Origin of the sequence: Pelomonas parva (genome assembly GCF_043555835.1) — a bacterium.
Taxonomy (GTDB): Bacteria; Pseudomonadota; Gammaproteobacteria; order Burkholderiales; family Burkholderiaceae_C; genus Pelomonas; species Pelomonas parva.
In genome coordinates this window covers 243,023-263,132 of sequence record NZ_JBIGHV010000010.1, presented here as the reverse complement: position 1 = coordinate 263,132, position 20,110 = coordinate 243,023, and the positions used below count along the sequence as shown (strand labels likewise).

Genomic DNA, 20,110 nt, shown 5'->3' with positions numbered 1-20,110 from the left:
CCGCGACTTCTGTCTTGTCGGCTCGGAGTTCCCGGTGCAGGTCGGCGGCCGCGACTTTGCGCTCGACCTGCTGTTCTTCCACCGGGGGCTGAACTGCCTGGTCGCCATCGAGTTGAAGGTGGAGCGCTTCAAGCCTGAGCACCTGGACAAGCTGAACCTATACCTCGAAGCGCTGGACCTCGACGCGCGCAGGTCGCACGAGATCCCTGCCATCGGCGTGCTGCTTTGCGCGTCCAAGGACAGCGAAGTGGTGGAGTACTCGCTGAGTCGCAGCCTCTCGCCGGCGCTGGTAGCGCAGTACCAGACCCAACTGCCCGACAAGCAGATGCTGGCGGCCAAACTGCATGAGTTCTATGCCTTCAATGCGGCGACGGCTGAGCATCATGCCGCTCCGATGACCGCTGCGCCCGTGCGCCGCGAGAAGAAGGGTGGGACCGCGTGATGGGTGAGCGCAGGCCGTAAGCCGAGTACGTAGGTCGCCTACGGCGGCGTCTGCATCGCCGTGGCCATGTTGAAGCTCTGCCGTGGACCGGGCGGCTCCCCGAGTTCTTCCTCTTCCGGCGTTAAGTCGATGCTCGCGGCGGGCGTGGCGATCGATGCTTGATCGCCCGCGTCGCGCCACAGCGTCAGCGAACGGGTCGGTGCCAAGCTGCCAGTATGGGCGTGAGCGTAGTGAGCAGCAACGATACGGGCCGGGTCTCGCCTTCTGCGACGATCAGGCCGCCAATCACATGGCGGTAGACCGAGCGTTGCAGGTGGGGCTGCATGAGCGCTTGGGGCTCCTCAATGGCCAGCAGTGCGTGGTCGCGCTTGTTCTCGGCCTCATCTGGCGCAGCTTCAGTGCCTTGATCGTCAGGAACGCGACCTTGGCCGAGCCGAGGCTGGTGTCGCCGATGGTGCGCAGGCCGCCGTCGATCAGCAGCCGCCGGTTCCAGAGAAGCCTACGGGTGCCTGGATGCCAGATTGATGCCAGCCCACGCTGGCATCCGAAGCAAATTGCTCGTAGCGAGGCGCGCGGATACGGGCCTCGCTGTTATCGGTCCTAGAAGTCAGCCACCTTGCCCCACGCCGATTCGTCGAATCGCCCCGGCCGGTAGGGCGCGGGGTCGAAGATCGGCTGGGCACCGGTGACCAGGTCGGCGACAAGGTGGCCGGCGCCCGGGCCGATGCCGAAGCCGTGACCTGAGAAACCCGCAGCAATGATGAAACCGGGGACGTTCGCCGCTTCGCCGATGCCGGGTACGCCGTCGGGCGTGCTGTCGACGAAGCCAGCCCAGGCGTTGGCGATCCTCGCGTCACGAAAAGCGGGCAGGAGTTCGACGGCGCGGTCATAGGTCTGCTTGACCGCCCTCGCGTCGGGCTGCGGATCCAGGATACGCACCCGCTCCATCGGCGTGGGCGCGTCGAGCCGCCACCGCGAGAGCGTTTCATGACCGCCGCGGATGCCCTCCAGCCCGCCAGGGAAAACATTGCGCCAGCGCTTGGCAAACATCGGCAGGAACTGCGGGGCGAAGCGCAGCAGCTGCGGCGTCACGTCCACGCGGCCGCGTCCGCTGATGGCCAGCGTGTAGCTGCCATCGCTGCGCCGCGTGACGGACACGCCTTTGGTGTGCAGAGTGTCCGGCAGGCGCTGCCCGACCGCAGCCACGCGCACGATGGATTGGCGAACCGTGGCCAGCGGGAAACGGATGCCCAGCTGGCGGCAGAAGGAGGATGCCCATGCGCCGCCTGAGAGCACCACCGTGCGGGTCTTGATGGTGCCGGCTTCGGTGACGACGCCGCTGACCCGCCCGCCCTCCCGCTCGATGCCGCGGGCGGCGCAGTTCTGATGGACGCTGCCGCCGAGCTTCATGAATGCGACTGCCACGGCAGGCGCCGCCTTGGCCGGGTCGGCCGTGCCGTCGCTGGGCGAGAAGACGCCGCCTTTCCAGACGCGGCCCGTCGCAGCGCCGCGCTGCGTCGCCTCCTGGCCGCTCAGCATGTGCGTCGTCACGCCGGCCGTCTTCGCGAAATCACCCCATCGGGCCCAACCCGACAACTCGGCCTCGTCATTGCTGAGATAGAACAAGCCGCAGCGGCGAAAGCCGGTGTCTTCGCCGGTGTCGGCGGCAAATTGTTCCCAGAGCTCGAGGCTCTTGGTCGCCATCGGCAGTTCGCGAGCGTCGCGGTTCTGCTGGCGGCACCAGCCCCAGTTGCGGCTGGATTGCTCGGCGCCGATCCGGCCTTTCTCGACCACGGCAACCGACAGCCCGCGCCGGGCCAGGTAGTAGGCCGTAAAGACACCGACGATGCCGCCGCCGATCACGACGACATCGGCGCTCGCCGGCAGGGTGGGCGAAGTCTCCAGGGCTCGCAAGGGCTGGTTCATGAGGGTTCTCGTTCTCGGTCGTTTCAGGCCTGGACGGTTTGCACCACGTAGAACTTGGCGACATGGTTGTGGCTCTCCCAACCGATGGGCGCGCCCTGGGGCACGAAGAGTGCATCGCCCGCGCCCGCCGACAGCACGCTGCCATCGGGGCCGGCGAAGCGCACGCTGCCGGCGAGCAGGTGCATGAACTCGTTGAGCGGATGCGCACGCACGATGCGCTCGTAGGGCGTCGAGTCCCAGGTGCCGGCCTTGTACTGCGACTGCGCTTCGGTGAAGACGTTGTCGCTGCGGCACGCCGGGGCGGGGCCGAGCAGCGTCTGCGCCGGCGGCGGATTGGACGGTTTGAAATCGGCGTCGGCCCGCAGCGGCGTGACACCGGGCGCCGACGCGGCTTCGCACGCCGCCGCACAGGACACGAAGCGCACGCCGGAGCTCGCCTCGATGCGCACCGCCGTGCCGCGCGCGATGACGGCGCCGGCCTGCGGGCCGACCCGCAGCGGCGGTTCGCCGGCCACCGTCAAGGTCAGCTCGCCGTCCAGGACGACGAGCGTCTCGGTGTGGGGAAAGCTCGCCACGTCGATGGCGCCGGTGAAGCTCACGCGGGCGGCGATCATCGAACCGGGGCCCTCCCAGGCGATCTCGCGTTGCGCCGCGAAGGGGTCATCCTTGCCGAATGCGGCCTGGTGGAAGGGCGTCGAAAGGGCGGCACCGTCGGCACGGTGCAGCAGGATAGCTGCGGTCATGTGGGTTCCTCGTTCATGTAGCCAAGAATGGCTTTGGTTTCCAGGTATTCCTGCAGGCCTTCCACGCCGTACTCACGGCCATTGCCCGAGCGCTTGTAGCCGCCGAAGGGGGCGTGTGGGCTCCACGCCGGGTGGTTGATGTGGACCTGCCCGGAACGGATGCGCGCCGCGACGGCACGCGCGGCGGCGAGGTCCCGGCTCTGCACATGGGCGCCCAGGCCGTAGACCGTGTTGTTGGCGATCGCCACGGCCTCGTCCACGCTGTCGTAGGGAATGATGGCCAGCACCGGCCCGAAGATCTCCTCCTGCGCGATGCGCATGCGCGGCTGCACGCTAGAGAAGATGGTCGGGCGGATGTAGAAGCCGCGCTCCAGGCCTGGCGGCCGGCCGGGCCCGCCGCAGAGGAGGCGGGCACCTTCCGACATGCCGGCTTCGATGATTTCCTGTACGCGGTTGAACTGGGCGCGGTTCGCGACCGGGCCGTGCGTCGTCTGCGGCGAACGCGGGTCGCCCACGATGAGGGCGCTTGCTGCCTCGGCGGCGAGCCGCTCGACCTCCGCCAGGTGCTCGCGCGGCACGATCATGCGGGTCGGCGCACTGCACGACTGGCCAACGTTGCGGAAGGCCGCTGCTACGCCCAGCGGTATCGCGCGCGGCAGGTCCGCATCCGGCAGCACGATGTTGGGCGACTTGCCGCCCAGCTCCTGCGCAACCCGCTTGACCGTCGGCGCGGCTGCCTGGGCCACCAGCACGCCGGCGCGGGTCGAGCCGGTGATCGACACCATGTCGACATCCGGATGCGCCGATAGCGCCGCGCCCACCTCCGGCCCGTCGCCGTTGACGAGGTTGAACACGCCGGCGGGAATGCCGGCATCGCGCATCACCTCGGCGAACAGCAGCGCGCTCAGGGGCGACAGCTCGCTGGGCTTCAGCACGACGGTGCAACCCGCCGCCAGCGCGGGGCCGACCTTGGCGGTGATCTGGTAGAGCGGCCAGTTCCAGGGCGTGATGAGGCCGCACACGCCGATGGGTTCGCGCAGGATGGCGACGCCCTCGCGATGCACAAGGAAGGGGTAGCCGCGCAGCACGTCCCGCGCCACGCGGATGTGCTCGGCGGCCACCGGCACCTGGTTTCTGCGGGCCATGCCGATGGCCGCGCCCATCTCCAGCGAGATGGCCTGGGCGAACGACTCGGCGCGCTCCAGGATCAGCTTGTGCACGCGGTCGAGCAGCGCGGCGCGGGTTTCGACGGCGGTGACAGACCACGTGACGAAGGCCTCCCGGGCTGCGGCCACGGCGGCGTCCACGTCCTGCGCATTGCCCAGCGTGATCTCGGCGACGGCCTGCTCCGTCGACGGGTCGATGACGGCGATGCGGGCCCGGCCCGCCGGGGCACTCCACTCGCCGCCGATGAAGACGCGATCCAGGTGGCCAGCGTTCGTAAGGCGCTCGATGACGGGGTGCATTCGGTATGTCCTTTGGCCTGACAGGGCGAACGAAAGTAGACATGAAGGGCGGCTTGAGGGCGTGCCGGATGTGCGCCGGCTTTCGCAAGAATCTGTCGTGCCGGCCCCGCATAACAGCGAGCGCTGCTGTGGATGGCCGCAGCCCCGGACCTAAAGTCGGTCATGCTTGAAGAACAGACCCCCGCCGCCGCGGTCGACGACCTGATGCCCGACCTGGTCGCTCTGCGCCGCGACCTGCATGCCTACCCGGAGCTGGCCTTCCAGGAGCGCCGCACCGCCGGCATCGTCGCGGCGGCACTGCGCCTGCTCGGCCTTGAAGTGCACGAAGGCCTGGGCGGTACCGGCGTCGTCGGCACGCTGCGCCACGGCACGAGCGGCTGCTCGGTCGGCCTGCGTGCCGACATGGACGCGCTGCCGATGGCCGAGCAGTCACGCCTGGGCCATGCCAGCCGCAACGCCGGTGCACACCACGGCTGCGGCCACGACGGCCACACCGCCATGCTGCTCGGCGCCGCGCGGCACCTGGCGCGCACCCGGCAGTTCGACGGCACGGTGCACTTCATCTTCCAGCCGGCCGAGGAAGGGCAGGGCGGCGCCCGTGTGATGGTGGAGCAGGGCCTGTTCGAGCGCTTCCCCTGCGACGCGGTCTACGCGCTGCACAACTGGCCCGACCTGCCGCTGGGCCAGGCGCAAACGCGGCCCGGCCCCATCATGGCGGCGGCGGACCGTTTCGACATCACGCTGCGCGGTCGGGGTGGCCACGCCGCCCAGCCGCACCACACGCCCGACGCATTGCTGGCCGCGAGCCAGCTCGTCGTGCAGCTCAACACCATCGTCTCGCGCCGCATCGACCCCGCCGATTCGGCCGTGCTGTCTGTCACCAAGCTGGAGGGCGGCCAGAGCCACAACGTGCTGCCGGCCGAAGCGCGCATCACCGGCACGGTGCGCAGCTTCGACGCTGCCGTGCAGGACCGCATCGAGGCCGCGCTGCGCGACGCGGCGGCCGGCGTGGCGCTGGGCCAGGGCATTGAGGTCGACGTGGCGTACACGCGCTACTACCCGTCCACCATCAACACGCCGGCCGAAGCCGCGCTCGCACTGGCCGCCGCGGCCGATGTCGGCCTGCGCGCCACCGAAGCACCCCGGCCCGCCTTCACCAGCGAGGACTTCGCCTTCATGCTGCGCGAGCGGCCGGGCGCCTACCTGTGGCTGGGGCAGGGCGGCGACAGGCCGCTGCATCATCCCTGCTACGACTTCAACGACGAGGCGCTGCCGCACGGCGTGCGGTGGTTCTGTGCGGTGGTGGAGCGGGTGTTGCGGACGGGGGAGTGACCTTCAGCAATGCCGACATAGCGGGCGCTCATGGAAGCGCCATGCACGAGGAGAGAAGCGGTTGCTCAAGCCGGCTGCGTTAGCGGTCACGGTAGCCATGTGCGATCAGGAATGCGTCGATCGCTCCGTAGGCTTGTGCTTGGATAGCCAGGTCCGGTTTAGGCATGCGGCTATCCGGCTCTCCAGCCGGCGTGAAGAGATGCCCCACCCCGTCAATAACCTTGAGCACGGAAACGTTGCCTGCCTCGATCATCTTCTCGTGGAACTTCGAGACTTCGGCCAAGGGCGTGACCGTGTCGGTCCTGCCGGTCACGATGATTGCTGGAGGTAGACCGGCCCTTACATGCTGAGCCGGCGAGAAGTCCGAAATCGGCGTCCCGGGCGGGAACAGCGCGCGAAAGTGATTGTCATTAACGACGGACAGTGCGGGCGAGACGAATGCAAGCAGATCCGGTCGCTGCGCTTTGTCATTGGCGAACACCGCAGCTGATGCAGCCAGGTGGGCGCCGGCTGACCAACCCAATGAGGCGATTCGATTCCTGTCGAGATGGAACTTGGCTGCGTTCTTGCGCGTCCATTTGATCGCCGCCATCGCATCGTCCGACGCCTCGGCCGGAGACGCGGTCTTCTGATCAGAGAGTCGGTACTGCGGAACCACCACAGTCATGCCCTTGCAGACGTAGCGGTCCACCAGCCAAAACCCCCACGACGGTTCCCCAACGACCCAGCCACCGCCATGGAATATGACCACCGCAGCCCTGGGCTTCACCGGCTGACCAACCGGTGTGAACACGTAGGCTTTCAGTGCGCCATTTGGGGTATTGCTGTACACGTGTTCGGATTTCTCGAGCGCGCATTCGCCCTGCGCACGTGCCGCAAGCGGCAACATCAATGCAAGCGTCGTGACAAGCAGCCGTGCCATTCGGTCTCCTCCAAGGTTTGTAGACGCGCGCACGTTATCCGCAAAGGTGCGGCGGTATCCGCTGCCGGTCGCGCGGTAGCGAAGGCCGACACGCGCGGCACGTCCAGGGGCGTGTCGCCCCCGCCACTCAAGCCTTCACTTCCACCACCTGCTCAAACCCGCCAAAGATCATCCGTTTGCCGTCGAAGGGCATGGGCGGATTGCCGGGTGTCGACGGGTCCATGCGGGGGTCTTCCATCATCTTTTTCATGCCGGCGTCGCGCGTGGCCTTGTCGGGCCACTCGACCCACGAAAAAGCCACGGTCTCCTCTGCGGTGGCCTGGACGGCGCGGCGGAAATCGGTGACCTTGCCGTCGGGCACGTCGTCGCCCCAGCTTTCGATCACACGGAGAGCGCCCAGCTCGATGAACATCGCGTCGAAGTGGCGCGCGTGCTCGACGAACTTCTCTTTGTTGGCGGTGGGAACTGCGATCACGAAACCATCGATGTAGGACCTGTCTTCACTCCTGTTGGGTTGGCCGTTCGGCGCACCCGCCTGTGGGTGCCCCGTATTCCGTCGACGAACGACGGGTCGCCAAATCGACATCGCCCGCCTGGCAGGAGGCAAGCGCCCTGCGGCAGCACGCCCGTCGGGTCGGCTGCAACAGCGCGCCAAGCGTAGACGCCTTCGCACGGTTGACGCCAGCCGCAACCGGCTGGCAGACTCGCGCCCTTCGTCAACCAGCCCAGGAGAAGACCATGGAACAAGCAAATCGTGTCGTCCTTCTCGTGTCCGGCTGCCTGAGCGCTTCCCGCTCCTGACCCTGCATTCATCGCGCCATTGATCGCCGCGCCAGTCGCGGCCGGCTTCCCAACTGATTGCGCCACGCGCCACTGCGCGTGGACAGGTTCGCGCTCGCGCGGACGAAGCCAAACATCAATGGACTCCCATGATCGATATCGAATTCGAGACGCTGCAGGCGCTCGGGCTCACGCCCGCCATTGCAACGCGTGCTGCACAACTCACTGGACCCGCGCCGGACATGCGCCTGGCGCGCGTGACCGAATCGCAGCGCGACCGCTTCACGCTGCATGACGGCCGCGCGGAGCATCCGGCCCGCACATTGCCCAGGCTGGTCCAGCAACTGCAAGCCACGGCGCAGCCGCTGACCATCGGCGACTGGGTCGCCATGCAGGTCGACGTGCACGGCCAAGCTTGGATCGTCGAGCGCGTCGAGCCGCTCACGCAGATCGCCCGCCGCGCCAACGACGGGCGCCGGCAGCCGCTCGCCAGCAACGTCGACGCGGCGCTGCTGGTGATGGGGCTGGACGCCGACTTCAACGCGCGCCGCATGGAGCGCTACATCGCGATGGTGCGGGCCTGCGGCGTGGCGCCGGTTGTCGTGCTCACCAAGCGCGACATCGCGCCTGACGCGCCGGCACGCATCGCGCAGATGTATGCCCGCCTGCCCGCCACGGTGCCGGTGCTGCCGGTGAACGCGCTGTCGCGGCAGACCTGCACGGATCTCGGCCCCTGGCTGCATGCGGGGCAGACGCTGGTGCTGCTCGGCTCGTCGGGTGCCGGCAAGTCGACGCTGATCAACACGCTGGCGAATGCCGGCCAGTCGACGGGCGCCGTGCGTACCAGTGACGGCCGCGGCCGCCACACGACGACGGCGCGCTCGCTGCACCGCTGCCCGCAGGGCGGCTGCATCATCGACACGCCGGGCCTGCGCACCTTTCGGCCGGATGCGGACGCGCGCACGCTGGCGGCGTCGTTCGACGATGTGCAGTCGCTCGCGCAGCAGTGCCGGTTCCGCGATTGCCGGCACGAGGGCGAGCCCGGGTGCGCCGTGCTGGCCCAGGTCGACGGCGACCGGCTCGATAACTACAAGAAGCTGATGCGCGATGCCCAACGTGGCGAGTTGACGGCGCTGGAGCGCATCGAACTGCGCGGCAAGTGGAAGTCGATCGGCAAGGCGGGCAGCCGACGTGCGCTGGAGAAGAAGGGTTAGGTGAGTGAAAGGTTGCAACCCTGCGGCGACTTGGGTGTGTCGTTTGCTGGCTTACGGCCTTGTCAACCCAGGAGCCCCTCCATGAACCAACCCGCACAGCAACAGGACCTGCCCGGCAAGACCGCCCCGATGCGCCCGCAGCCGGACCATGGCGAGCAGAGCTACAAGGGCAGCGGCAAGCTCGCCGGCAAGGCGGCCATCATCACGGGCGGCGATTCCGGCATCGGCCGCGCGGTGGCCATCGCCTACGCCCGCGAGGGTGCGGACGTGTTGATCGCCTACCTCGAATCGCACGACGACGCGCAGGAGACGCGCCGCTGGGTGGAGGAGGCCGGCCGCCGCTGCGTGCTGATGGCTGGCGACATCGTCGATGCCGAACACTGCAAGGCCATCGTCCGCCGCGCGGTCGACGAGTTCGGGCGGCTGGACATCCTCGTCAACAACGCCGCCTTCCAGATGTCACGCGAGTCGCTGGACGAGATCTCCGACGACGAATGGCGGCACACCTTCGACGTCAACATCCATGCGCAGTTCTATCTCGCGAAGTCCGCGCTGCCCCACCTGAAGCCGGGGTCGTCCATCCTCAACACGACGTCGATCACGTCCGACAAGCCGCCCAAGGAACTCATTCCCTACTCGGCGACCAAGGCGGCCATCGCCAACTTCACCGCCAGCCTGGGCCAGTTGCTTGCCGAGCAGGGCATCCGCGTCAACTCGGTAGCCCCGGGCCCGATCTGGACGCCGCTGATCCCCGCGACGATGCCGCCCGAGAAGGTCGAGAAGTTCGGCAGCGACGTGCCGATGAAGCGGCCCGGCCAGCCGCGCGAGGTGGCGCCGCTGTTCGTCTTCCTCGCGTCGGACGAGGCGAGCTACGTCACCGGTGCGCGCTATGCCGTGACGGGCGGCGCACCGCTGCTGTAGCGCGGCCTGTTCAGAACGAGTGCGTCATGCCGGCGCCGTAGACCTCTTTCGTGCCCGTGCCCAGGATGCGCTTGGAGGCCAGGTCCGCATACACCGTGGTGCGCTTGGACAGGCTGTAGCCGGTGCTCACCGAGACCATCCTGCGCTGCTTCACGCCGTTGATGTCCGCCTGGCCCCAGCCGGCCTTGAAGGTGGTTGCACCCATCCGGTAGACGGCGCCCAGCGTCGTCACCTTGGCCTTGGAGCCGGCCAGGGTTTCGCTGATGTTGTACACGCCCATCAGCGACAGCTGGCCGAAAGTGGCGCGCACGCCGGCCAGGGTCTCGGTGGCGCCGGCGCTGTTCTTGCCGCTGCCCAGCATCATGCGCAGCATGCCGTCGTTGTAGAGCAGCGTGGCGGCGCGCGTCTTGGCCACGGCGCCTTCGGGCGACTCCGGCGAGGCGCTGACGTGCAGCGAGACGTTGCTGAACTTGGGCGAGTCGTAGAACACCGCATTGGCGACGCGGCCGGAGCCGCCGCCGGCCGGGTCGGCGGAGTAGTTCCAGTGCCACAGGTCCCAGGCGGGCGACACGATGCGGTCGTAGTTGCTCCAGGCATCGAAGGCCCAGTCGTGCGCCTGGATGGCGTCGAGCGCGCGGCCCACGCGCAAGGCGCCGAAGCCGCCCTTGATGCCGACGGTCGATTCGCCATGCCAGAACGGCCTGCCGGTGCCGGCCTCCGAGGCGCCGGTGTCGGCGTCGAAACGGTGGCGCAGGCGGAAGGTCGCGGCCAGGCCGCCGCCGAGGTCCTCGGTGCCGGCGAACTCCAGGTGGCTGCGCTGGATGGTGCCGACATTCTTGCGGCCGGCCGTGTCGCGGAACACGCCCGCGTCGATGCTGCCGCTGATCGTGACGTTGGATTGCGCGCTGGCGACGCTGCCACACAGGGCGGCGCCGGTGACGGCGAGAAGGCGGATGCGGTTGAAAGCTGTCATGGATTCCCTCTTGTAGGTTGCTTGGTCGGCGACGGCGAGGGGCTGCAACTTCGCTTCGGAAGCCGCACCGCTCGGTGCCAGGGCATTCCAGCACCGGGGGCTGTGCGAGGCGTCGCGTTGTGGGCGGCTGCGGCGGCACGAAGTGCGGTTGTGAAGGGCGTTGGCAGCGTGGTCTGCGCCGATGCCGAAACCGTGCGGTGCGCAGGTGGTTGCTGCGGTTGGGAGAGGTGTTGCCGGCAGCGTTTGCGGCGTCATCACGACGCGTCGGCGCGCCCAAAGTGCAACAGGCCCGCGTGCTGCGGGCCTGCTCGGTTGGTGCGTGCGCTCAGCGCGTTTCGTTGAACAGCTTCTCGATCGCGCAATGCGTCTTCACGAAGGGCGACTTGATGACGATGTAGCTGAAGTACTTCTCGATGCCGATGTTGCGTTCGAGCAGGCCCTCGATGACCTGCTGGTAGTGGTTCACACCCCGCGTCATGAAGCGCAGCAGGTAGTCGTAGCCGCCGCTGACGAGGTGGCACTCGAGGATCTCGTCGACGTCCCGGATGGCGGTCTCGAAGCGGATGAAGTCCTCGCGGTGGTGGTCGGTCAGCGTCACCTCGGTGAACACCGTCAGCGTGTCGCCCAGCTTCTCCAGCCGCAGGTGGGCGCCGTAGCCGCTGATGTAGCCGGCCTGCTCCAGCCGCTTGACGCGGATGAGGCAGGGGCTGGGCGACAAGCCGACGGCATCGGCAAGGTCGACGTTGGTGATGCGGCCGTTCTTCTGCAGCTGGGCCAGGATGCGCAGGTCCAACCGGTCGAGCTTGAGGGCTTCTGCCATGGGGGTCGCGAGGCGTGGTGGGAGAAGGGCCGATTGTCCGGCTCAGCCAGCCATCGCGGCGCGAACATCCGGCGCCGCCAATGCGTCATCGAGCACGCGGCACAAACGCACGAACAGCACGTCGAGTTCGGCCTCGGTGATCGTCAGCGCCGGCGCGAAGCCGAGCACGTGGTCGCCGAAGCTGCGGAACACCAGGCCGTGCTGGTAGCCGAGGGCGAACAGCCGGTCGGCCAGGCCCAGCGCCGGGTCGAAGCCACGCTTGCTGGCTTTGTCGCTCACCAGTTCCAGCGCGCCCAGCAGGCCGACGCAGCGCACGTCGCCCACCAGCGGGTGCGAGCGCAAGGCCGCCAGCCCGGCAGCGAAGCGCGCGGCAACGCGCTGGGCGTTGGCGAGGATGCCGCCTTCCTCGTAGAGCCGGATCACTTCGAGCGCCACGGCGGCAGACACCGGATGCGCCGAGTAGGTCGCGCCGTGGCCGATGGGCTGGCCGGCCGGGGCGCCGTCGGCAATGCCGGCGTAGACCCGCTCGGACATCATCGTCGCGCCCATCGGCACATATCCCGAGGTCAGGCCCTTGGCGAGCGTCATCAGGTCGGGTTGCACGCCTTCGGCATCGCAGGCGAACATCGTCCCGGTGCGGCCGAAGCCGGTGATGACCTCGTCGACGACAAACAGGATGTCCAGCTCGCGCGCCGCGTCGGCCATCGCCTTCAGCCAGCCACGCGGCGGCACGATGACGCCGCCGGAACCTTGCACCGGCTCGCAGAAGAAGGCGGCCACGTTCTCCGCGCCCAGCTGGGCCACCTTGGCGCGCAGCGAGGCGACGGAGGCGGCGATCAAGGCCGCAGCGTCAGAGCCGCTTTCATGGCGATAGGGGTTGGGCGACGGGATGTGGTGCTGCGTGGCCAGCGGCAGGTCGAAGCCGCGGTGGAAGACCGGCAGCGCCGTCAGCCCTGCGCCGGTGGACGACGAGCCGTGGTAGCCACGCTCCAGCGCGATGAAGTGCTTCTTGGCCGGCCGGCCGGTGTTGTTGTAGTACTGCACGATGAAGCGCACGGCCGCATCGACCGACTCCGAGCCGCCCAGCGTCAGGTAGGCGCGGGTCAGCGAGGCCGGCGTGATCTCGACCAGCTTGGCCGCCAGGCGGATAGCCGGCTCGCTGGCGAAGTGGAAGTAGCCGGTCGCATAGGGCAGGCGGCGCATCTGCTCGACGGCGGCCTGCACGACGCTCTCCTGGCCGTAGCCGACGTTGACGCACCACAGGCCCGCGAAGGCATCGAGCAGCTCGCGGCCCTGGGCATCCTGCAGCCAGACGCCGTGGCCGGAGCTCAGCACCGTCGGGCCACGCTCCTCGTGCCGGCGCCACGGCGCCACGGGGTGGATGAGATGCGCGCGGTCCAGGCCGGCCAGCGCGGCGTGCTGTTCCGGGGTGGCGATGTTGGCGTGGTCGGCGGCGGCGGTTTGGGCGTGGGGCAGGGCAGTCATGAGGCGGCGTGTTGCAGTGGATAGCGACGCTTCAGTTTGGGCGTTAGCGGCTTCTAGTGGATGCTGCATTGGCCGCTCACCGCAGCGTCTTGCGCTGAACTGCGGGCCGTCACGGCAGAAGCTTCGGCTCGCGCTCAATAGCCTTTGTCGCGATCGACCAAACCCACCAGCGGCAGCCCCGCTTCGAAGCGCCGCAGGTTGTCCAGCACCACAGCGGCCGCGGTGTCCGGCTGCGTCATGCTGGCGATGTGCGGCGTGATCTGCACGCGGGGATGGCGCCACAGCGCGTCGTCCGCCGGCAGGGGCTCGGGGTCGGTCACGTCGAGCATGGCCTCGCCGAGGCGGCCGTCATCGAGGGCGCCCACCAGGTCCGCGCTCACCAGCTGCGGGCCGCGGCCGACATGGACCAGCGCCGCGCCGCGCGGCAGTGCATCGAACAGCGCGCTGTTCAGCAGGCCGCGCGTTGCGTCGGTCAGCGGCAGCAGGCAGACGAGGATGTCGCTGCGGCGCAGGAAGTCGGCCCGTTCGGCTTCGCCAGCAAAACACGGCACGCCGTCGATGCTGCGCCGGCTGCGGCTCCAGCCGGCGCAGTCGAAGCCCAGGCCGCGCAGCGCCGTCAGCACGGCTTCGCCCAGCGAGCCCAGCCCCAGCACGCCGACACGGCACTGCGCCGCGGTGCGCACCGGCAGCGGCCGCCACGACGCTTGGGCCTGCTGGCGCCGGTAGGCGGGCATGTCGCGGTGCAGGTCCAGCACGGCATGCAGCACGTACTCCACCATGCCCTGCACGATGCCCGGCTCCACCATGCGCACCAGCGAGACGGTTGGTGGCAGCGCGGCCAGGTTGAACTGGTCCACACCGGCGCCGGTCGAGAACAGCAGCTTCACGTTCGGGAAGCGCTGGGCCAGCTGCTCGGGCTGCTGCCAGGTGGCGAGGTAGTGCACCTGGGCCGGGTCGCCGGCATCCGGCCAGAGGCGGAAGTCCAGCGCCGGCGCGTCGCGGCGGAACATCTCGCCCCAGCACCGGCCGCGCTCGGCGTCGGCCATGTAGAGGAAGGTGGCCATCGCGCTTCAGCCCAGCGCCTGGGTGACGACGGCATAGCCCCTGGGCGCGCCGGGTGTCGGCGGCTCGGCAGCCGGGCCGCGTTGCATCACCACCGGCGCGTCCACGCGCAGCAGGCCCATCGCCTCCAGCCATTCGGCCAGCCCGCTGTCCAGGTCGATGTCGATGCGCGTGAAGCGGCCGGCATTGGTGCCGGCCAAGTGGGCGATGAGGGCCTTGGCGCCTTCCTCGTCCGGCGCGACGACCGGCCCGATGGCATGGCCACGGCCGAAGCGGCGGAGCAGGGCGAAGCCGCGCACCGTGCCGCCGTCGTCCAGCACGACGGTGAACTCCGCCTCGGCCAGCAGTTCATCCAGCAGCGCGTCGCGCGGCATGCCGCAGGCCTGGGTGTCCAGCGCCTTCAACGCCGCAGCATCGGAAGCGCCAGCGGGGCGCAAGCGCCAGCCGCTGTCCAGCGCCACCAGCGGCGCCGGCTGCGCGATGCCCTGGTGCTGGCGCAGTTCGCCGACGCGCGTGAAGCCCAGGCGCTCGTAGAGGCCGCGGCCATCCATCGTGGCGTTGAGCCGAACGCGGCAGCCGTCCAGGCCGTCGAGCACTGCGCTCATCAGCCGGTGGCCGATGCGCCGGCCCTGCTGCGCCGGCGCGACGATGACGAGGCCGATGGTGGCGTCCTGCGGGCCCCAGCGAAAGCGCAGGGCGGTGCCGATGATCGCGCCGTCGCGCTCGGCGACGACGCCCTCGGCGTGGTGGAAGACCTGCTTCCAGTCCGCCAGGCGGTGCGGCCAGCGCAGCGCTTCGGACAGCGAGTGCGCGGCCGCAAGGTCGGCGTCGTTCATTTCGCGCAGCCGCACGCCGTCGTCGGTGGCAGCTGCATTCATGGTGGTGAGGGCGCCCATGTGGCGGGTCTCCTGAAGGGCAAGGGGTTGCTCATGTTGCGGCCTTTCGCGCCTGCCGCACCAGTCCGAACAGAGGTGCCGCCGCAATTCAGCAGCTTGCGCTGCCAGGCCGGTCAGCACGGCATTCGCTGCTGAACGGCGCGCGTCTACGCACACATATTCCATGGCCTCATTCCTACCATCTGCGCCATTCCTCCAGCGCGCATCCAAGCCATGCCAGCCTTCAATCCAGATCACCTTGCAGCGGGCCGCTCGGGCAGCCTTTGCGCGACAAGACAGTGCTCTTCGATGGCCATGACGGGGCGCCGGGCCCCTTCGAAGTGCGCTCCGCAGGCCATGCCGCCGAGCCGCCTCCGAACGGCAGTTTCAGCGCCTGCGGCAACCCGTTTTCCCCACAAACCACTTCAGGGCACATGCTGCAATGAAGTCCTGATGACAACCCACTGAGCGAGACGCACAACATGAGCATCCGACCCAAGTACATCACCTTCGATTGCTACGGCACGCTGACCCGCTTCCGCATGGCGGAGATCACACGCGACATCTTCTTCGACCGCGTGCCGGCCGAGCGCATGGAGCAATTCATCGCCGACTTCACGGCCTACCGTTTCGACGAAGTACTGGGCGACTGGCAACCGTATGACGTGGTGCTGAAAAACGCGGTGCGACGGTTGTGCCGCAAGTGGAAGCTGCAATACCTGGACGCCGAGGCGCAGCGCTACGTCGATGCCGTGCCCACCTGGGGCCCGCATGACGACGTGCCCGCCGGCCTGGCCAAGGTCGCCAAGGAGATCCCGCTGGTGATCCTGTCCAACGCGATGGACCACCAGATCCAGTCCAACGTCGCCATGCTCGGCGCACCTTTCCACCGCGTCTACACCGCGCAGCAGGCGCAGGCTTACAAGCCGCGGCTGAAGGCCTTCGAGTTCATGATCGATTCGCTGGGCTGCAACCCCGAGGACCTGCTGCATGTGTCGTCCAGCCTGCGCTACGACCTGATGTCGGCCGACGACATCGGCATCGTCAACAAGGTCTTCGTCAACCGTGGCCATGGCCCGGGCTGCCCGGGCTACCGCTACACCGAGATCGCCGACATCGGCGGCCTGGCCGGCGTCGTCGGTCTCTGAACGTCGAAAGCAACCCGCCATGAAGCTCGATGCCTACTGGACCGACAGCGTGCCGGCGTTCTTGCCGGCCGCGCGCGAGCTGCCGCAGCGCGTGGACGTCGCCGTGGTGGGCGGGGGCTTCAGCGGCCTGTCCGCCGCCCTGGCGCTGGCGAGGCGCGGTGCCACGGTGGCCGTGCTGGAGGCCGGCGCGCGCGTCGCGTCCGAAGCCTCGGGGCGCAACGGCGGCCATGTGAACAACGGGCTGGCGGTGGACTATGCGGAAGCCGCCGCCCGCCATGGCGCCGCGCGGGCAGCCGCCTGGTACCGCGCCTATGACACCGCCGTCGACGCCGTGGCGCAGCTTGTTCAGCAGGAGGGCATCGCCTGCGATTTCAACCGCACCGGCAAGCTCAAGCTGGCGACCCGGCCGGGGCAACTGGACGTGCTGCGCCGCAGCGTGGAGCGCCTGCATGCCGACGGTGTCGACACCGACACCGAGATCCTCGACGCGGCCGCCGTGCGCACCGAGGTGAGCAGCGAGCGTTTCCACGGCGGCATGCTCTACAGGCGCAGCGGCCAGATGCACATGGGGCGCTTTGCCAACGGCCTGGCCGAGGCTGCCGAGCGCCAAGGCGCCGGTATCTTCATCGGCACCTGCGTGCAGCGGTTGGAGCGCACCCACGGCCATGCCCACCGCCTGCACACCACGCGCGGCACTGTGGCTGCCGACCAGGTGCTGCTGGCCACCGGCGCGTCGCGCCACGGCGGCTACGGCAGCTTCGGCTGGCTGCGCCGGCGCATCGTGCCCATCGGCAGCTTCATCGTCGTGACCGAGCCGCTCGGCGCGGAGCGCGCGGCCGCGCTGCTGGCAGCGCGCCGCACCTACACGACGGTGGCCAACATCCACCACTACTTCCGGCTCACGGCCGACCACCGGCTCGTCTTCGGCGGCCGCGCGCGCTTCGCCATCAGCAGCCCGCAGCAGGACGCCGCCAGCGGCGAGGTCCTGCGCGCCGGCCTGCTGGAGACCTTCCCGCAGCTCGCCGACGTGCGGCTGGACTACTGCTGGGGCGGCCTCGTCGATGTGACGCAGGACCGCCTGCCCCATGCCGGCGAACGCGACGGCCTGTACTACACGATGGGCTACAGCGGCCACGGCACGCAGATGTCCGTGCTGATGGGCCAGCGCATGGCCGCCGTGATGGGCGGCGATGCAGCCGCCAACCCATGGGCGGACCGCGCCTGGCCAGCCATTCCCGGCCATGTCGGCCCGCCGTGGTTCCTGCCCGCCGTCGGCCTGTACTTCCGGCTGAAGGATCGCTTCGCCTAGCCTGGAGCGGGCGGCTCTCCCAAGACCCGCCCCGAACTCGTCAACCCCAACAGAACACTGAACGAGAAACACACCATGAGCCATCGCCAATCCCTCGAAGCCCTTGTCGGCCCGCAAGACAGCCAGCGTCTGTTCGACGCGCTCCAGCGCGGCGCCAGTCGTCGCGACATCCTCGGCCTGCTCGCCGGGGCCGGCATGCAGACAGGCCTCGCGGGCGCGCTGGCGGGCACGGCGATGACGGCCCACGCGCAAGCGCCCAGGCGCGGCGGCAAGCTGCGCGTGGCCGGCGCCACGGCGTCGGCCAGCGACACGCTGGACCCGGCCAAGCAGTCCAACCAGGCCGACTACTCGCGCTGCAACATGCTCTACAACGGGCTCACGTCGCTGGACGGCAGCCTGACGCCGCAGCCGGCCCTGGCCGAGCGCTTCGACACCAAGGACGCCAAGACCTGGGTGTTCACGCTGCGCCGCGGCGTCACCTTCCATGACGGCAAGGCGCTGACCCCGGCCGACGTCGTCTACTCGCTCTCCCGCCACAAGGACCTGGCCACCGCCAGCAAGGCTAAGGTCCAGACCGACCAGATCGAGAGCATCAAGGCAAGCGGCCCGAACGAGGTCACCATCGTGCTCGCCGCGCCGAACGCCGACCTGCCGGTCATCCTGGGCACCTTCCACTTCCACATCGTCAAGGACGGCACGACCGACTTCAACGCCGGCATCGGCACCGGCCCCTACAAGCTCAAGGAGTTCAAGCCCGGCATGCGTTCGGTCGTCGTGCGCAACGAGGCCTACTGGAAGCCCGGCAAGCCCTACCTGGACGAGATTGAATTCGTCGGCATCAGCGACGAAAACGCCCGCGTCAACGCGCTGCTGTCGGGTGGCATCGACCTCGTCGGCGCCGTCAACCCGCGATCGCTGGCTCGCATCGCCGGCACGCCGGGCTACGCCGTGTTCAAGACGCAGTCGGGCCAGTACACGGACCTGACGATGCGGCGCGACAGCGGGCCGGGCGCCAACCCCGACTTCGTGCTGGGCATGAAGCACCTGTTCGACCGCGAGCAGATGAGGAAGACCATCGCCCTCGACCAGGCCGTCGTCGGCAACGACCAGCCCATCGACCCGACTAGCCGCTTCCACTTCGCCGGCCTGCCGCAGCGCGCCTTCGACCCCGAGAAGGCCAAGTTCCACCTGAAGAAGGCGGGCGTCTCCGGCACGGTGCCGGTGGTGTGTTCGCCTGCGGCGCTGTACTCGGTCGAGATGGCGTTGCTGCTCCAGCAGACGGCCAAGGGGGCCGGGCTGGACATCGAGGTCAAGCGCATGCCGGCCGACGGCTACTGGTCCAACCACTGGCTGAACAGCGCGGTCGGCTTCGGCAACGTCAACCCGCGGCCCAGCGCCGACATGCTGCTGACGCAGTTCTTCAAGTCGGACGCGCAATGGAACGAGTCGCGCTGGAAGAACGAGAAGTTCGACCAGCTGCTCGTCGCCGCGCGCGGCGAGACCGACCTCGCCAAGCGCCGCCAGATGTATGCCGACATGCAGACGCTGATCCACCAGGAAGCCGGCATCGGCATCCCGCTGTTCCTGGCCAGCCTTGACGGCCACAGCACCAAGGTCAAGGGCTTGTCGCCGATCCCGCTGGGCGGATTGATGGGCTACAACTTTGCCGAGAACGTCTGGCTCGCCGCCTGACGCCGAACTCCCCACACCAGGCAAGGCATCCTATGAACGGGATCATCCTCAAGCTGCTCGCGCAGCGCATCGGGTTGTCGCTGCTGTCGCTGCTGGCGGTGTCGGTGATCGTCTTCGCCGTGACCGCCGTGCTGCCCGGCGACGCCGCCCAGGAGCAGCTCGGCCAGGACGCCACGCCCGAAGCGTTGGCGGCGCTGCGGGCGCAGATGGGGCTCGACGCGTCGGCGCCCGAGCGCTACCTGCGCTGGCTGGGCGGCCTGGTGCAGGGCGACTTCGGCAAGTCCGTCACGGCCTACCTGCCGGTGGCCGAGCTGATCGGCTCGCGGCTGCCCAACTCGCTGCTGTTGGCGGCCATCACGGCGCTGTTTTCGGTGCCCATCGCGCTGGCGGCCGGCATCGCCTCGGCGGTGTGGCGGGGCTCGTGGTTCGACCGCGCCGCGTCCACGGCCTCGGTGGGCATCGTCTCGGTGCCGGAGTTCCTGATCGCGACGCTGGCGGTGCTGGTGTTTGCGGTGCAGCTGCGCTGGCTGCCGGCGCTGTCCTATGTCAACGACATCGAATCGATGGGCCAGTTGCTGAAGGCCTTCGCAATGCCGGTGCTGACGCTGACCTGCGTGATCGTCGCCCAGATGATGCGCATGACGCGTGCGGCGGTCATCGACCAGCTGGAGGCGCCCTACGTCGAGATGGTTCGCCTGAAGGGTGCCTCGTCGCTGCGCATCGTCATGTGCCATGCGCTGCCGAACGCGGTTGGCCCGATTGCCAACGCGGTGGCGCTGAGCCTGTCCTACCTGCTGGGCGGCGTGATCATCGTCGAGACCATCTTCAACTATCCCGGTGTCGCCAAGCTGATGGTGGACGGCGTTGCGCAGCGCGACACGCCGCTGGTGCAGGCCTGCGCCATGCTGTTCTGCAGCGGCTACCTGATCCTCGTCACCGCCGCAGACATCTGCGGCATCGTCGCCAACCCGCGGCTGCGGCACCGCTGAACGGAGCACTG

At 68.9% G+C, this 20,110-nt stretch carries 19 protein-coding genes; 8 read left to right on the top strand and 11 right to left on the bottom strand.

The window, feature by feature from the left end:
- Window positions 1-34 precede the first annotated feature (34 nt).
- Window positions 35-442 (top strand): PDDEXK nuclease domain-containing protein, encoded by a 408-nt coding sequence (locus tag ACG00Y_RS24230; RefSeq protein ID WP_394483405.1) that lies wholly within the window; start codon window positions 35-37, stop codon window positions 440-442.
- Window positions 443-480: 38 nt separating this feature from the next.
- On the opposite strand, the gene ACG00Y_RS24225 is transcribed toward ACG00Y_RS24230, so the two are convergent.
- From ACG00Y_RS24225 to ACG00Y_RS24210, 4 genes are all read right to left on the bottom strand, one after another.
- Window positions 481-648 (bottom strand): hypothetical protein, encoded by a 168-nt coding sequence (locus ACG00Y_RS24225; RefSeq protein WP_394483403.1) that lies wholly within the window; start codon window positions 646-648, stop codon window positions 481-483.
- A 394-nt stretch (window positions 649-1,042) separates the two neighbouring features.
- A complete protein-coding gene (locus ACG00Y_RS24220; RefSeq protein ID WP_394483402.1) occupies window positions 1,043-2,368 on the bottom strand; it encodes an NAD(P)/FAD-dependent oxidoreductase in 1,326 nt (441 codons plus the stop codon).
- Between the two features lie 23 nt (window positions 2,369-2,391).
- Window positions 2,392-3,111, bottom strand: a complete 720-nt coding sequence (locus tag ACG00Y_RS24215; RefSeq protein WP_394483400.1) for a cupin domain-containing protein — start codon at window positions 3,109-3,111, stop codon at window positions 2,392-2,394.
- Entirely contained in the window at window positions 3,108-4,577 is a 1,470-nt protein-coding gene (locus tag ACG00Y_RS24210) for an aldehyde dehydrogenase family protein (protein ID WP_394483398.1), read from the bottom strand. The genes ACG00Y_RS24215 and ACG00Y_RS24210 overlap by 4 nt, the downstream gene beginning before the upstream one ends.
- Before the next feature lie 162 nt (window positions 4,578-4,739).
- On the opposite strand from ACG00Y_RS24210, the gene ACG00Y_RS24205 reads away from it, so the two are divergent.
- Window positions 4,740-5,909, top strand: a complete 1,170-nt coding sequence (locus ACG00Y_RS24205; protein WP_394483396.1) for a M20 aminoacylase family protein — start codon at window positions 4,740-4,742, stop codon at window positions 5,907-5,909.
- 79 nt (window positions 5,910-5,988) lie between these two features.
- Here the strand turns inward: ACG00Y_RS24205 and ACG00Y_RS24200 are convergent, their stop codons facing one another.
- Entirely contained in the window at window positions 5,989-6,831 is an 843-nt protein-coding gene (locus tag ACG00Y_RS24200; RefSeq protein WP_394483394.1) for an alpha/beta hydrolase, read from the bottom strand.
- A 127-nt stretch (window positions 6,832-6,958) separates the two neighbouring features.
- Window positions 6,959-7,417, bottom strand: coding sequence for a DUF1428 domain-containing protein (locus ACG00Y_RS24195; RefSeq protein WP_394483392.1), 459 nt, complete (start codon window positions 7,415-7,417; stop codon window positions 6,959-6,961).
- A 343-nt stretch (window positions 7,418-7,760) separates the two neighbouring features.
- On the opposite strand from ACG00Y_RS24195, the gene rsgA reads away from it, so the two are divergent.
- Both rsgA and ACG00Y_RS24185 read left to right on the top strand, forming a co-directional pair.
- The gene (gene rsgA / locus ACG00Y_RS24190; RefSeq protein ID WP_394483390.1) at window positions 7,761-8,825 is read left to right on the top strand and encodes a ribosome small subunit-dependent GTPase A; all 1,065 of its coding nucleotides are present in this window, start codon (window positions 7,761-7,763) and stop codon (window positions 8,823-8,825) included.
- Between the two features lie 81 nt (window positions 8,826-8,906).
- Entirely contained in the window at window positions 8,907-9,746 is an 840-nt protein-coding gene (locus ACG00Y_RS24185) for an SDR family oxidoreductase (RefSeq protein ID WP_394483388.1), read from the top strand.
- A 10-nt stretch (window positions 9,747-9,756) separates the two neighbouring features.
- Here ACG00Y_RS24185 and ACG00Y_RS24180 read toward each other — a convergent pair whose 3' ends face one another.
- The 5 genes from ACG00Y_RS24180 to ACG00Y_RS24160 all read right to left on the bottom strand — a co-directional run bounded on the left by ACG00Y_RS24180 (window position 9,757) and on the right by ACG00Y_RS24160 (window position 14,964).
- Window positions 9,757-10,719, bottom strand: a complete 963-nt coding sequence (locus ACG00Y_RS24180; RefSeq protein ID WP_394483386.1) for a porin — start codon at window positions 10,717-10,719, stop codon at window positions 9,757-9,759.
- Window positions 10,720-11,044: 325 nt separating this feature from the next.
- The gene (locus ACG00Y_RS24175) at window positions 11,045-11,539 is read right to left on the bottom strand and encodes an Lrp/AsnC family transcriptional regulator (RefSeq protein WP_394483385.1); all 495 of its coding nucleotides are present in this window, start codon (window positions 11,537-11,539) and stop codon (window positions 11,045-11,047) included.
- 42 nt (window positions 11,540-11,581) lie between these two features.
- Window positions 11,582-13,024 carry an aminotransferase class III-fold pyridoxal phosphate-dependent enzyme gene (locus ACG00Y_RS24170; RefSeq protein WP_394483383.1) on the bottom strand — a complete coding sequence of 481 codons (1,443 nt, stop codon included), beginning with the start codon at window positions 13,022-13,024 and terminating at the stop codon, window positions 11,582-11,584.
- A gap of 134 nt (window positions 13,025-13,158) precedes the next feature.
- Complete coding sequence (locus ACG00Y_RS24165) at window positions 13,159-14,088, bottom strand: 2-hydroxyacid dehydrogenase (protein ID WP_394483381.1); 930 nt, start codon at window positions 14,086-14,088, stop codon at window positions 13,159-13,161.
- A gap of 6 nt (window positions 14,089-14,094) precedes the next feature.
- Window positions 14,095-14,964: a GNAT family N-acetyltransferase gene (locus ACG00Y_RS24160; protein ID WP_394483379.1), complete on the bottom strand. Its 870-nt coding sequence runs from the start codon at window positions 14,962-14,964 to the stop codon at window positions 14,095-14,097.
- A gap of 479 nt (window positions 14,965-15,443) precedes the next feature.
- Here ACG00Y_RS24160 and ACG00Y_RS24155 point away from each other — a divergent pair, with 479 nt between their 5' ends.
- The 4 genes from ACG00Y_RS24155 (at window position 15,444) to ACG00Y_RS24140 (ending at window position 20,099) form a co-directional block, all read left to right on the top strand.
- Window positions 15,444-16,109, top strand: a complete 666-nt coding sequence (locus ACG00Y_RS24155; RefSeq protein ID WP_394483378.1) for a haloacid dehalogenase type II — start codon at window positions 15,444-15,446, stop codon at window positions 16,107-16,109.
- Window positions 16,110-16,128: 19 nt separating this feature from the next.
- Window positions 16,129-17,418, top strand: a complete 1,290-nt coding sequence (locus tag ACG00Y_RS24150; RefSeq protein ID WP_394483376.1) for an NAD(P)/FAD-dependent oxidoreductase — start codon at window positions 16,129-16,131, stop codon at window positions 17,416-17,418.
- Between the two features lie 75 nt (window positions 17,419-17,493).
- Entirely contained in the window at window positions 17,494-19,110 is a 1,617-nt protein-coding gene (locus ACG00Y_RS24145; RefSeq protein ID WP_394483374.1) for an ABC transporter substrate-binding protein, read from the top strand.
- Window positions 19,111-19,142: 32 nt separating this feature from the next.
- Window positions 19,143-20,099, top strand: coding sequence for an ABC transporter permease (locus tag ACG00Y_RS24140; protein WP_394483372.1), 957 nt, complete (start codon window positions 19,143-19,145; stop codon window positions 20,097-20,099).
- Window positions 20,100-20,110 lie beyond the last annotated feature (11 nt).

Excerpts from the sequence above, each read along its gene's own strand:
- ACG00Y_RS24220 (WP_394483402.1), bottom strand. The coding sequence starts at position 2,368 with ATGAACCAGCCCTTGCGAGCCCTGGAGACTTCGCCCACCCTGCCGGCG.
- ACG00Y_RS24215 (WP_394483400.1), bottom strand. The coding sequence starts at position 3,111 with ATGACCGCAGCTATCCTGCTGCACCGTGCCGACGGTGCCGCCCTTTCG.
- ACG00Y_RS24210 (WP_394483398.1), bottom strand. The coding sequence starts at position 4,577 with ATGCACCCCGTCATCGAGCGCCTTACGAACGCTGGCCACCTGGATCGC.
- ACG00Y_RS24205 (WP_394483396.1), top strand. The coding sequence starts at position 4,740 with ATGCTTGAAGAACAGACCCCCGCCGCCGCGGTCGACGACCTGATGCCC.
- ACG00Y_RS24200 (WP_394483394.1), bottom strand. The coding sequence starts at position 6,831 with ATGGCACGGCTGCTTGTCACGACGCTTGCATTGATGTTGCCGCTTGCG.
- ACG00Y_RS24195 (WP_394483392.1), bottom strand. The coding sequence starts at position 7,417 with ATGTCGATTTGGCGACCCGTCGTTCGTCGACGGAATACGGGGCACCCA.
- rsgA (WP_394483390.1), top strand. The coding sequence starts at position 7,761 with ATGATCGATATCGAATTCGAGACGCTGCAGGCGCTCGGGCTCACGCCC.
- ACG00Y_RS24185 (WP_394483388.1), top strand. The coding sequence starts at position 8,907 with ATGAACCAACCCGCACAGCAACAGGACCTGCCCGGCAAGACCGCCCCG.
- ACG00Y_RS24180 (WP_394483386.1), bottom strand. The coding sequence starts at position 10,719 with ATGACAGCTTTCAACCGCATCCGCCTTCTCGCCGTCACCGGCGCCGCC.
- ACG00Y_RS24175 (WP_394483385.1), bottom strand. The coding sequence starts at position 11,539 with ATGGCAGAAGCCCTCAAGCTCGACCGGTTGGACCTGCGCATCCTGGCC.
- ACG00Y_RS24170 (WP_394483383.1), bottom strand. The coding sequence starts at position 13,024 with ATGACTGCCCTGCCCCACGCCCAAACCGCCGCCGCCGACCACGCCAAC.
- ACG00Y_RS24165 (WP_394483381.1), bottom strand. The coding sequence starts at position 14,088 with ATGGCCACCTTCCTCTACATGGCCGACGCCGAGCGCGGCCGGTGCTGG.
- ACG00Y_RS24160 (WP_394483379.1), bottom strand. The coding sequence starts at position 14,964 with ATGAATGCAGCTGCCACCGACGACGGCGTGCGGCTGCGCGAAATGAAC.
- ACG00Y_RS24155 (WP_394483378.1), top strand. The coding sequence starts at position 15,444 with ATGAGCATCCGACCCAAGTACATCACCTTCGATTGCTACGGCACGCTG.
- ACG00Y_RS24150 (WP_394483376.1), top strand. The coding sequence starts at position 16,129 with ATGAAGCTCGATGCCTACTGGACCGACAGCGTGCCGGCGTTCTTGCCG.
- ACG00Y_RS24145 (WP_394483374.1), top strand. The coding sequence starts at position 17,494 with ATGAGCCATCGCCAATCCCTCGAAGCCCTTGTCGGCCCGCAAGACAGC.
- ACG00Y_RS24140 (WP_394483372.1), top strand. The coding sequence starts at position 19,143 with ATGAACGGGATCATCCTCAAGCTGCTCGCGCAGCGCATCGGGTTGTCG.